We start from the raw sequence: 12,260 nt of genomic DNA on the forward strand, positions 1-12,260 counted from the left end.
CACTACATATTAAGCAGGCCACAATCGAAAATTTATCTAACCATATTGCCCCTACGCAATTTAATTTACTTGTTCTTGTGCGAAAATGATGTTTATTTGATCTATGCGGCATTTTTAAACAAGAACGAAATTCCTGCACAATTTTTAATCTTAGCAAAACAAAATTATCCGGAAATTATTTACTTTGTAAAACAAAGTTTATTGCTTAACGAAGTGTTTAATTTATTAAATCTGAATCCGGATTCGGGATTTTAGGCAACCAAGGGATGCAACAGGTTTTAAATGAGGAATTAGCATAAAATTGGCTGCCTTGGGCTTCGAAGAAACTATTTAGAACATCTAAAAAATAATATCCGGACATTATTTTAAATAAAACTTCAAAACCTTGTACCTTTAGAGCGCAAAATAAATCATTCAAAATAAAACATTAGACATGAATAAATTTTATACTGTTTCAATTTGCATCTTATCCCTTAGTTTCTTATTGTTAGTATCGTGTAAAAATAGTGCCCACCAACACGACTCAACGGCAGCCAAAGCACATGCCAATGCCACCGCCAACGACAATAACAACTCAAAATCTACAACACAACAGTCGGTAGATAATTCAAACACTGCTGGTCCCGTTATGGAAAATAGGCCAGTAAATGGGAGTTATACCCTTACTTTTAAAGATGGTAAAACCCGCGAAACGGGCAATATGGTTAACAATCAAAAAAATGGCTTCTTTTCGTACTACCACCCCAACGGCAAACTGCAATCAAAAGGCAATTTTATAAACGACCTTCGCGAAGGGCAATGGGAGTTTTACTATGCAAATGGCAATATGGAAGCCAAGGGTTCGTACACTCACGACAAACGAACAGGTCACTGGCAATATTTTCATCTTAACGGCAAAGTGCGGAGCGAAGGAAATTTTTCAAACGACAAAATGGACGGTGCTTGGCAAAGTTATGACGAGTGGGGCAATGCTACCAACTCATTAACTTACGAAAATGGCCGTGTAATTAACGAAACCAACCCACCACCAACACGCGGACAATAAAATTATACCTTGTTGATTTATTGCCTTTTTAAGCAACTCAACTAATTTATGACCTCGTTTTTTACCAACCCAAACGCGCAATACGTTACTGCCGGCCTTTTAATCTTGAGTATTTCCTGCGGTATTGTGGGGTGTTTTAGCTATTTGCGCAAACGATCGCTTATTGGCGATGCTATTGCACATGCAACTTTGCCCGGAATTTGCCTCGCTTTTATGGCAAGTGGCACTAAAAACCCGGTTGCATTGTGGCTTGGAGCTGTTATGGGCGGAGGTTTGGGCATTGTTTGTATTGATTATTTGACTACCCGAACCCGCATTAAACCCGATGCCGCCTTAAGTATCGTTTTAACGGTATTTTTTGGAGTAGGTATATTGTTGCTTACTTTCATACAGCAAACGGGCAACGCCGCCCAAACCGGACTGACCAGCTATTTGTTTGGCAAAGCTGCCGCCCTAACTGCCCCTGATGTAAACGTTTTAGCAATTATTTGCTTAATTATTTTATCTATCATTGCTCTGTTTTATAAAGAGTTTAAACTGATTGCCTTTGACCCCGATTTTGCTGCCACAGCCGGACTGCCAGTCAAAGGATTAAGTTTTTTGTTGTCGTTAGTAACGGTTGCAGCCGTAGCCGCAGGCATACAAGCCGTGGGTGTGGTTTTAATGGCAGCTTTACTAATTGCCCCAGCCGCCGCCGCAAGGTATTATACCAACAGATTAAGCAAAATGTTGGGCTTAGCAGCATTTTTTGGCGCTGTCAGTGGGTTTGCCGGAGCTTATATCTCTTACACCGCCCCTGCCATGCCAACAGGCCCGTGGGTGGTAGTGGTATTAATGGGTATTGCTTTATTATCGGCAGTATTTGCGCCTTTAAACGGCGTATTCTTTAAATGGCAAAAACACAAAAAGCACCAACAAAAAACCAACCGCGAAAATTTGCTAAAAACCTTATTTATTTTTGGAGAAATACAAAACAACAACCACAAACAACCCGCCAGCATAAGCGATTTAGCAAAGATCAGAGCTTTTCCTCCGGATTTTTTTAAACGCGAACTAAGCCGGCTCCTCAAGCAAAATTTAGTCGAAAAATTAAATGATACCAACATTCAAACATGGCAACTTACCCCATCCGGATTAAAAGAAGCAGAGCGGGTAGTGCGCTTACACCGGCTTTGGGAATTATACCTAAGCCAGCATTTAAACCTGCCATCTGACCATATACACAACGATGCCGAAGCCATTGAACACATTATTACTCCCGAATTAGAAAAAGAACTGCTCGACTTGTTAGAATACCCCGAAAAAGACCCCCACAACAGCAAAATACCTTATTAACTACACCAACACACAGTTATTGCAATAAATTAAATGGATGCCTTTTGGATTATATTAACCGCCGCTTTAATTGCCGCCGCATGTGCCCTGCCGGGCTGCTTTTTAGTGCTGCGCAAACAAACCATGCTGGGCGATGCAATATCGCACGCTATTTTGCCGGGCATTTTTTTTGCTTATTGGTTTACAGGCTCACGTGCATCGTTACCCATGATATTCGGCGCTGCCGCCATGGGGCTTTTTTGTGTTTTAGCTATTGATTATTTACAAACACGGTTGCGTATGCAAAACGATGCAGCTATTGGACTTAGTTTTACTTTTTTGTTTGCAGTAGGGGTAATATTAATATCGGCATTTAGCGGCCAGGTTGACCTTGACCAGGAATGTGTATTGTATGGCGACATTGTTTTTGTGCCGCTTAACACATGGCAAACTGCTGCAGGGGTAAACTTAGGGCCTGTTGATACGTGGCTGGCTTTCGGTTTATTTTTATTGGTAGCAAGTTTAATTGCATTTGGCTTCAAAGGCTTACAAATTACCAGTTTCGACCCCGAATTTGCGGCTGCCAATGGTATTAATACCAAGTTTTGGAACATCGTACTGCTTACTTGCGTGTCGGTGGTTGCCGTGGTTTCTTTTCAGTCGGTAGGTGCAATTTTGGTGGTGGCCTTTATGGTAGTGCCGGCAGCTACCGCAAAACTTTGTACCAATGCGCTAAAAACCATGCTTTGGTTGTCAATGGGATTTGGATTGATGGCAAGCATCGTAGGATATGGCTTAGCAAGCCAGCTAAACGCATCGGTTGCGGGTGCAATAGTAACAATTTCCGGAATAATATTTTGTATAGTTTTGGCACTAAACCAGTTAAAAATTATTGGTCAGGTAAAAAATTAGTTTGGTCTTATTTCCGAAGCCGATAAGCCATTGGATAGCCGTTGTTGATACGATTTTGCAAGCCGTTTGCCCATCCGAGCGGCAAATTTTGGTAGGTAACTAAAAATTGTCCTTCCGGATAGTTTGTTTGCGTTAAAGTTTCGCGGCGCAAATATTGTAAAGCGTTAGGCAAAGGCAGGTCTAAACAGGGCAAATCGGGGCGCAATGTTTGCACAGACAAGGCTAAGTCGTGCGCAGGCAACAAAATGCCTTTAGACGGTGCAATTTGCCCCAGTTCTATTCCAATTTTTTTTACTCGCACCGTTGCCTGAACCGCCAAAGCGTGGTTGGCACAATCTTGAGGCAATAAATGCCAGGTTTGGGTGGGCAGATTATAAAAAATATAAGGCTCGAAGGCAGGCGCAATCCATGATAACCACTGCTGGACTTGAGCTTGAGGTGGGGCACCAAAAGTTTTGCTGTGTTTCTGATTCTTTTTTTTATTTCCGGAAGATTTTGAAGTAGCAATATAAGCTCTTGCATTTTTTTCATTTTCCGGAAAAGAAGCCTGTCTTGCCGGTGCATCCGGATTTTTATACAGTACTGCCAAATAAAAACCTTCACCTATAGTGCAATGCGGGTAAAAACGGTATCCCAAATCATTATCTCCAGCAGTAATACTCCAATTGGGGTCAATATTGGGCAATTTAAAAATGCTCCATTGTGGATGAGTAGCCAAAAATTGAGCTATTTGATGTTCGTTTTCAGTTTTATTAAAAGTGCAAGTGCTATAAATTAAATAGCCGCCCGGTTTTACCAACGGTTCAACATCGGATAACAAACTTTTTTGCCGCGCTGCACAAAACCCTACCTGCTGTAACGACCATTGCTGCATGGCCGACGGGTCTTTTCTAAAAAGTCCCTCGCCCGAACAAGGCGCATCTAAAATTACCAGATCAAAAAAATTGCCCAAGCCTGCAAACTTTGATAGCTCGGCGTTGGTAACCATAGTATTAGCCCAGCCTGCTTTACAAATATTTTCGGTTAAGACCCCCACCCTACCCTGTATTGTTTCGTTACAAACCAATAAGCCCCTATTTTGCAAAAAATTGGCTGCCAGCCACGATTTTCCGCCTGGTGCAGCGCAAGCATCTAAAATAACAGGCGTTTTAGGCCATTGTTCTTGTAATTGCAACTGTTGTAGTACAAAGCCTAAAAACATACTGGCAGCCTCTTGCGCATAATACGCGCCGGCGTGCCATAATGGGTCGTGGGCAAAGCTTGGCCGCTGCATTAAAACCCTGCCATATTTGCTGTACCAAGGCACAGCATGGTCGGGACTAAAGGCAATTTGCTGTTCGTTAGTTAAACTTTTTAACTTTACCGGATGTAATTGCACTGTGGTAGGAGCAGCATCAAGCAGCAAAGCGGTTTTAAATGCCTCGAAAGAAGCAGAACCAATTTGTTGCTCCATTTGGTTTTCGAAGACAGGCGGTAAAGAACTAAACATACTACAAAATTAGAAGCAAAAATTAAATTTAAACTTAACTTTTTAAAATAGCGAAAATTTAAGTTGAATTATCGGGTAGAATGTTTAATTTTGTCGTTTAAAGACAGGCAAATTTGAGTTTGATTTCTAAAAACATATCCGGAATAATAAAATTCTTGTCCTTCTACCATTAAGCCCGCACAAATAAATCTTGCATTTTTTGATTTTATAATTCGCAAAATCACATTATATGAAATTATTTTTACTTTCGCGTTATTTCTTAATTTCAGTATTGTTTTGGGCTTTTTGTAGCCAGCAAACAACTATTTTATTAGCCGAGTGTTTGCAATATGCCACAGGTCCTTACAATAATTTAGGTGTAGCACCTTGCGCCGAGCAATGCAGTACTCCCACCCAACCCGGATTTGCCGCTTACAGTAACGAAGCTTATGTTGTTAAAAACTGCTATCCGGGGGCCGAGTATTTTTTTGGAATTTGCGATGGTTACGATGCCGGCATTTGGGCTGCCGAACTTACCGTTGCCGAATGGGACACGCCAAACAGTCAAATTGTAAATGGAACCGTTATGGCAACAATTAAAGATTGCCAGGTAATTTTTACCATACCAACCACCTATACCAACCCTATAGACATTATTATTGTAGTTGCCGATGCCAATAACTGCGGCGGTGCCACCCTTGAAGAAGAAAATGGCTTCTTAACCTTTGGTTGTGGCCAAAATGCTGGCCAACCGGCTTGTAATTTTATACCCTGCGACCAAGCTTTTTCCGGAAATCCAAGTGGCGAAACTACAATTTGTTATGGCGATAGCACTGCTTTGCAAGTTGCCGATGTGGTAATGCCCACCCCAGATAATCCGGAAGGAAAAAGCGGTTTTTTATGGCTAATCTCAAACAGCGATATTACAAATGCACTTGACCCCCTTAGTTTAACCATTGGCGAATTGCCCGTAATTAATACGACACCCACACCCGATTATATTTTTAAATATTTAATTTTATCAAATAACGAGCCATTCGTAGGATCATTATATTTTACGCCAATGGTATTTGGAAACGCCGAGCAAAACAACCCAAACCCGCTAAAAATTTCATCCTATACACTTGATTTGGATTGTATTCATGTTGGGAAATCTATTTTAGTAAATTTTTTACCACCAAACGACCCCACATGTAGCGACTGCCCCATTTTAAATGCCGCTTTCACCGACTGTCAAGATGGTGCTTTTTCAATTACAATTGATGTAACCAGCTTGGGGAAATTTGATAGCATTACCATTAGCGACGGCATAATACCGCAAACCATCAAAACCCCCAGTAATTTAATTTTTGGGCCCTATTTGGGTGTTGCGGGAATTAATATTACGTTGAGTTTAGAAACCGGCGACCCTGAATGCTCGGGCTCGACTACAGTTTACCATGTTTGCCCTCCGCTATGTAATATCGTTGCAAATTCAGGTTTTGAAGAAGGCTCGGGCGGATGGGCAACCGAAATTACGCCACCCAAAAGCCCCGATATTACACTAATTGGCGCAAATTACCCACAAACAGGTAATAATTCGGCATGGTTAGGCGGGTTTGGCGCGGCCGGAGATTCTTCGAGTATTATTCCTCAAATTTCAAGTCTATCGCAAACGATTACCATTCCATTAAATACAAATGCCAATTTACAGTTTGCACTATGGACACCGACCTGTGGCTCGGAGCAAGACGCCTTAGTTTTAACCATTGATGACAAGGAGATATGGAGTTTTACGGGAGCCGACCCAAATTGTGGTGCCGATGATTATATGCCCTACAAAGTTGTTTTAAACGATTACGCAGACGGTCAACCGCATACGCTCACTTTTACGGCAACCGAAAATGCACTGCTTTACCCCGACCCCAATAATCCGGGTAGTTATTTAGGGCAAAGTAACTTTTTTTTAGACAATATTTTTATAGATGCTTGCCAATGCTTTGCAAATGCCGGATCTGTAGAGGCAGAAATTTCAACAGATGGTACAGAAATAGCAGGGTTTGCAACCGGGTTTTATGAAGGCGCAGGTTACACCTATGTTTATATGCTAATTGACACACAAACCGATTCGTTGGTTGCCTTTAGTTATGTTGGCTATTTTGCCGACCTGATACCCAAAACTTATATTTTAGCAGGCATGCAATATCAGGGTGAATTTGGTATGTTTGAAAATTATAATATTAAAACATTTACACAGGCGCAAAGTTTGGCCGACAACCAAAGTGTTTGTGCCGACTTAACGAGTATAGTAATTACAAATACTGCTCAAGAACTGGTATTACAAAAGACAAAAAGCATAGATAACTTGCAGATAAAAGTTAAATCTGAGCAATTATGGCTTAACTTTGATTTATATAACCAACATCCGGAAGACTTGCAACTATCGTTAATAAATGTCAATGGCAAAAATATTATGCAATGGCAAGTCCATGCCCTATCCGGATTTAACCAACAACTCTTACCTTTGCCTACAAATTTGGCCGAAGGTATTTATTTATTGCAAATTAACAGCAAAAAATCGGCCTACGGCACTTATAAATTTATTGTTTTTTAGTAACTTCTTAACGTATAAACATTTAATAACAACTTAATACAATGAAAAAAATTTACCTTTTATTTGCGCTTTTTTTAATGAGTGCAAGCGTGGGCAGCGCATTTGCCCAAACCTGCTCCGAGGCAGATCCGGGAGTGATTACCGCCAGCCAAGAATTTTATTGTAAAGGCGACACCATCAATACATCGTTCACAACCGACCCAGTTATACCGGTTCAAGGTGATTATTATGGATTTTTATACTTAGTTTCAACAGCCGACATCTCAAATAAAAAAATTGAAGATATTACTGGCCAATATTTTAGCTTTAATCTTCAAGACAAAGCTTACAGTCCCGGATATATTTTTGACCCCAACGACACGCAGGGCATTCCTGTTGGCACTTGGTATTTTACCCCCATGGTTTTGGGCAATGCCACTATGGATGGAACGCCTGGCTCATATATTTTTTTATTTGACTTAAAACTTGACCCCGACTGCTACCAATTAGGCAAATCGGTAAAAGTGCAGTTGTTAAAAGAATTTGACCCGCTTTGTGCTGGCGACTGTGCATTGGCTGATGCAAAATTGCTTGACTGCAACGAACAAGGTGAATTTTATGTTGAAGTAAACGTTGAAAGTATTGGTGGATTTGGCGCTATTGAACTTACAGACGGCGTAAACAAACAAACTGTAAATACCCCAAAAATTATTACTTTTGGCCCATACGATGGTACAGGCGGCGCTAATGTAACTATAGAATTAAACTGTGCCGATAATGCTGCATGTAACCGCACTTGGGACTTGTTTGCGCTTTGCGCTCCCAAATGCAATTTAACGGCTAACCCGGGATTAGAATTTGTAGATGGCGACGAAAATCCATTCGCCCCATGGAATCAGGTGATGGAGCCATTGCCTTATTTTGCAGACGACCAAGGCAATGTATCAGAAATGGATCCACAAGTAACATCAGTTGGCGATACCGCCTTCTTTTTTATGGTTACTGCAACCGACACCTTATATTACACCTTTATTCAAAGTCAACAAGGAACGGTACACACAGGTGGCTTGTCGGCTTGGCTTGGCGGCTGGGGAGCAAAATCGCAAACTATTGATCAAATACACAAAATTGGGCAAGTAATTGAGTTTCCGAACGGAGGCGTTGCCGAGCTTAGCTGGTGGATGTTAGTTGGTTTATGTGGCAATAAAAACGATAAATTCCAAGTTTTGTTAGATGGTACCGAAGTTTACAAAATAGATGGCGACGACCCAGAGTGCGATAATAATGCTTACCAAGAATATAAAGTTGATATTAGTAAATATGCAGATGGTGGCAAACACAAAGTTGAATTTAAAGTAACCGAAACCGAGCCAATAGCTCAACCAGGAAATCCACCAACACATAGTAACTTTTTTGTTGATAATGTTTTTGTTAACTCTTGCGCTTGCCCCGCCGAAGCTGGTAAACTAAATAACCCCATACCCGCCGGAGATCAATTGGTGTGTGTTGCCGTTGACGAGTTAGAAGCCCCCGGACAGTTTATTTACCTCTACTTACTGTCAGATGGCACCAATATTAAACTTGTTTCGGAAAATGGCTTGTTTAATACCGGAGGTTTACCCGGCGGCACCTATTACGTGCATGGTCTATCATTTAAAGGTTCAAAAAACGACTATGACGCCTTTGGTTATACCACTATAGCACAAATTACCACCAGTATTAGCAGCGAAATTATTTGTGCCGAAATACATACCGGCCCCGATGCCAAAAAAGTAAGTATTGTTGGTATTAACAATAATATGCAAACAAATGGCTTTGGTTTCAATATGGTTAGTACTTATAACAACCAAACCAATATAACCTACACCGTAAATTACCCCAACAACTTAACCCTTGTTGTTTACGATGTAAATGGCCGTTTAGTTTACAACCAAGCCATAACCAACCCAACTACTGGTCAAAACACGGAGGTAATTAACACCCAAAACTGGGCTAAAGGCATGTATGTAGCACAACTTACCAATGGAACTAGCCTTGTTTCGACCAAATTTACAATTGAATAATATTTTTAGCTCCAAAAAAATATTTTTATAAAATTGGTGTTAAAATTTGTAAAAAACCGCTCTTACCTGTAATTTTGCTTCGGTTTGAGCGGTTTTTTTTACAAAACATATCAAATCACGAAAAAAATGCCAAATACATTTAATAATCTAATTAAGATTTGAAATAACCTAATTTTGTGCCATCTACGAAATACATGTCTGCATTTATTATTTACTTTTTTTAAACCCAAACCAACAAACCCATTAATTTAATAAGCAAAACTAATTATCTCCTACTATGTTAGTTACCACTGATTTTTTGCTGGATACCAATACCGATAGTTCAGTATTGGAAATTACTACTCGCCCGGAAGGTGATTTCTTTAACGAAGATTTCATCGTAACTGCTTACGAAGACGACGACGACGATGAACCCGCCGACGACGACTACGAAGATGATTATGACGATGAAGATTTTGAAGACTTTGATGAGATGGAAGACGATGAGGACGAGGATGACGATGACGATGAAGATTACGATGAAGATTTTGAAGAGTTTGAAATAGATAAAGACAGCTATTATAACTCTAAAAAATCGCGTAACAACGAAGACGACGACGATTATTAATTGGCGACCTTATTGCCATAATAATTCATCGCTTTAGTGGTTTGATTTGGCTTTCCGTCTTTTAGCCAAGCAATAAAATATAGCCCATTGCTATAGGCGTAATATTTTATTACCATACGGCAATGGGCATTTTTTGACGATGCGCGTAAGTAACGAGGTTGTTTTTTACTTCAAAATCAGGGGGCAATAAAATTACCGCCAATACTTATTATTGTGGGTGCTTTCCATAGTAATTTTTGTTCGGTTTTTATGAAAAACCCTTGTTGAGGCATATAACCCATCTCGTTGTATTGGTTGTACAACAAATTGTTTCCTTTTGACACAATTTGAATTGCAATAGGCAAGGTGTCGTTCGGCAAATAATTAAATTGTATATTTTGAATTTCTTCGGTTGCCTTTTTTGCCTTGTAACTCACAAATAACGATTTATTTGGCTTAACAGAAGAATCAACAATATAGGCATCGCGCAAATTAGCTTTATTTAAATCTATCTCAGAAAATGCGGCTAACTCCATTCCCCAATCCGGATTTTGTAAGGTGTTAGTTTCCGATTTAGCTTCCCAGCTTACCGTTTTTTGTAGTCCGGTTTTTGCCGTATTAAGCCTGGCAATCTCATTAGTTATATATTGCTTGAAATTAAAATACTTTACCGATGCTTTTTTTTCGGCGTCAGTTCCGGATTTATCACTCTCGGTAAAAGAGCATCCGGAAAAAACAATGTTTACCATCAAAAAACAAACAATTAGCTGAACAACACTTGCTATTTTTATCATGTATAAATCAAAATTACTGTTACTAATACATCAATGAAGGACAAAAGTACCAAGTAAACAAGAATTTTTTTCTAATTTACTGCTAAAAGGCCAACAAAGCCGTAAATTTGGGGCGAAACCATCTCTAAATTATGTCGAATTATAATACAAATTTACGTTTACCAATACATATACAATTAGCTGACTTAGCCGAACTGCTAAACAAGAATTTACCTGACAATGAAATTATATACGAAGATGCCAACTTTTCGCCCCTGCCGAAAGAAATACTAAAACTATTTTATTTGCGGGCAAAAATACAACTAATCAAAACCGGAAAAATAAGTTTGTTGAGCAAACGTAATCAGGTTTTTGCCCGTGTACCAATTTTGGTAATTTTACAAGCCCTGCATGGCAACGACAACCCGTTTGGCAATTTAAAAACCCTTGAAACGCAGGCAAAACTAACCCTAACAATTCAAATTAAACCTGAAATTACAACAAACTGGTTCCTTAAAACCAACTCGAAAATAGTAGATTTTGAATGGGGGCAGCATTTAATTTTACAAGTGTTAGGCATTCCGCTTGATTTAGGCTTTTTAGTTAACCAGCGATTGGTAAAACTATTGCCCACCTTGTTACCAAAAATAGATGCCCCAATTCGAGCAATTGACCTTAGCGAATTTATTGCAGAAGCGTGGTTGCTTTGCCAACAACCAATTGAAGTTTATGAAAAACCAAGTATTTGGCTTTGCGCCCAGCCAGAGCAAATAACAATATCGCCAATTTTAGCCAACGATACTGATTTATACTGCACGGCATCTATTGTTGGCAATTTATACGCTTGGGTAGGGCAAAAAACCGATTTTATGCCGCAAGTAAATTTGCCCGAAGCTGATTTCTCGATGATTAAAAAAGAGCATAGCGAAGTATTGCTTCCCTTTACCTTAACTTACCAGGACGCCAACAAACTAACTCAAAAGAAATGGGCTAAAAAATGGTATCAAAAGCCAATTGGTGGCAATAGCTTTCCGGTAATGATAGAAAACTTGACGTTTGTTCCCGAAAAAAATCATCATATTAAAGCGATTGCAGAGATTTCGGGAACCATTAAAGGATTACTACATATAACAGCAAAACCCAGTTTAAGTGCCGACCACAATCATTTAGCCTTTAAACAAGTGGCAGTTAGTTTGGATACACAAAGCAAAGTGTGGCAAATTGCCGGAGGTTTACTGCTTCCGGGCGTATTGTCGGGCATTCTTGAAAGCAAGTTGCAATTTTCGTTAGGTAAATTTTTAGAAACCATTCGCCGCTCAATAGAAGAAACAATTTGTAAGTATAAACCAAGCTCGGCACTACAAATTCAAGCAGCTATAGACCCGATTCTAATAAAACGCATTGAAATTGACGATGAAAAAGTTTGCGTTAACTTGTTTATTGCCGGAAACATTATACTTCAAATTTTACCAGCCCAGTTTTCAAGTTTTGACTAAGCAAATATAAATAGCAAGCTAAAAATAATAA

At 39.7% G+C, this 12,260-nt stretch carries 9 protein-coding genes; 7 read left to right on the forward strand and 2 right to left on the reverse strand.

The window, feature by feature from the left end; translation table 11 throughout:
* The first annotated feature begins 433 nt into the window (after nucleotides 1–433).
* Genes IPI59_13060 through IPI59_13070 form a run of 3 tightly spaced genes read left to right on the forward strand, consistent with a single transcriptional unit; the run spans nucleotide 434 to nucleotide 3,271 of the window.
* Complete coding sequence (locus IPI59_13060; GenBank protein ID MBK7528451.1) at nucleotides 434–1,045, forward strand: toxin-antitoxin system YwqK family antitoxin; 612 nt, start codon at nucleotides 434–436, stop codon at nucleotides 1,043–1,045.
* A 48-nt stretch (nucleotides 1,046–1,093) separates the two neighbouring features.
* Nucleotides 1,094–2,380 (forward strand): metal ABC transporter permease, encoded by a 1,287-nt coding sequence (locus IPI59_13065; protein MBK7528452.1) that lies wholly within the window; start codon nucleotides 1,094–1,096, stop codon nucleotides 2,378–2,380.
* Nucleotides 2,381–2,413: 33 nt separating this feature from the next.
* Nucleotides 2,414–3,271 carry a metal ABC transporter permease gene (locus IPI59_13070; protein ID MBK7528453.1) on the forward strand — a complete coding sequence of 286 codons (858 nt, stop codon included), beginning with the start codon at nucleotides 2,414–2,416 and terminating at the stop codon, nucleotides 3,269–3,271.
* A gap of 7 nt (nucleotides 3,272–3,278) precedes the next feature.
* On the opposite strand, the gene IPI59_13075 is transcribed toward IPI59_13070, so the two are convergent.
* Nucleotides 3,279–4,760, reverse strand: a complete 1,482-nt coding sequence (locus IPI59_13075) for a tRNA/rRNA cytosine-C5-methylase (GenBank protein MBK7528454.1) — start codon at nucleotides 4,758–4,760, stop codon at nucleotides 3,279–3,281.
* 229 nt (nucleotides 4,761–4,989) lie between these two features.
* On the opposite strand from IPI59_13075, the gene IPI59_13080 reads away from it, so the two are divergent.
* The 3 genes from IPI59_13080 (at nucleotide 4,990) to IPI59_13090 (ending at nucleotide 9,981) form a co-directional block, all read left to right on the forward strand.
* A complete protein-coding gene (locus tag IPI59_13080) occupies nucleotides 4,990–7,332 on the forward strand; it encodes a T9SS type A sorting domain-containing protein (protein MBK7528455.1) in 2,343 nt (780 codons plus the stop codon).
* 41 nt (nucleotides 7,333–7,373) lie between these two features.
* Nucleotides 7,374–9,374, forward strand: a complete 2,001-nt coding sequence (locus IPI59_13085) for a T9SS type A sorting domain-containing protein (GenBank protein ID MBK7528456.1) — start codon at nucleotides 7,374–7,376, stop codon at nucleotides 9,372–9,374.
* 277 nt (nucleotides 9,375–9,651) lie between these two features.
* Nucleotides 9,652–9,981, forward strand: a complete 330-nt coding sequence (locus tag IPI59_13090; GenBank protein MBK7528457.1) for a hypothetical protein — start codon at nucleotides 9,652–9,654, stop codon at nucleotides 9,979–9,981.
* A gap of 176 nt (nucleotides 9,982–10,157) precedes the next feature.
* Here the strand turns inward: IPI59_13090 and IPI59_13095 are convergent, their stop codons facing one another.
* Nucleotides 10,158–10,754: a hypothetical protein gene (locus IPI59_13095; GenBank protein ID MBK7528458.1), complete on the reverse strand. Its 597-nt coding sequence runs from the start codon at nucleotides 10,752–10,754 to the stop codon at nucleotides 10,158–10,160.
* 131 nt (nucleotides 10,755–10,885) lie between these two features.
* Between IPI59_13095 and IPI59_13100 the strand changes: the two genes are divergently transcribed.
* Entirely contained in the window at nucleotides 10,886–12,229 is a 1,344-nt protein-coding gene (locus IPI59_13100) for a DUF4403 family protein (protein MBK7528459.1), read from the forward strand.
* Nucleotides 12,230–12,260: the final 31 nt, after the last annotated feature.

Source organism: Sphingobacteriales bacterium (assembly GCA_016706405.1).
Lineage (GTDB): Bacteria > Bacteroidota > Bacteroidia > Chitinophagales > UBA2359 > BJ6.

Bases quoted from the DNA above. Each gene is read 5' to 3' on its own strand.
- IPI59_13090 (MBK7528457.1), top strand. From the start codon at position 9,652: ATGTTAGTTACCACTGATTTTTTGCTGGATACCAATACCGATAGTTCA.
- IPI59_13085 (MBK7528456.1), top strand. From the start codon at position 7,374: ATGAAAAAAATTTACCTTTTATTTGCGCTTTTTTTAATGAGTGCAAGC.
- IPI59_13095 (MBK7528458.1), bottom strand. From the start codon at position 10,754: ATGATAAAAATAGCAAGTGTTGTTCAGCTAATTGTTTGTTTTTTGATG.
- IPI59_13100 (MBK7528459.1), top strand. From the start codon at position 10,886: ATGTCGAATTATAATACAAATTTACGTTTACCAATACATATACAATTA.
- IPI59_13065 (MBK7528452.1), top strand. From the start codon at position 1,094: ATGACCTCGTTTTTTACCAACCCAAACGCGCAATACGTTACTGCCGGC.
- IPI59_13080 (MBK7528455.1), top strand. From the start codon at position 4,990: ATGAAATTATTTTTACTTTCGCGTTATTTCTTAATTTCAGTATTGTTT.
- IPI59_13070 (MBK7528453.1), top strand. From the start codon at position 2,414: ATGGATGCCTTTTGGATTATATTAACCGCCGCTTTAATTGCCGCCGCA.
- IPI59_13075 (MBK7528454.1), bottom strand. From the start codon at position 4,760: ATGTTTAGTTCTTTACCGCCTGTCTTCGAAAACCAAATGGAGCAACAA.
- IPI59_13060 (MBK7528451.1), top strand. From the start codon at position 434: ATGAATAAATTTTATACTGTTTCAATTTGCATCTTATCCCTTAGTTTC.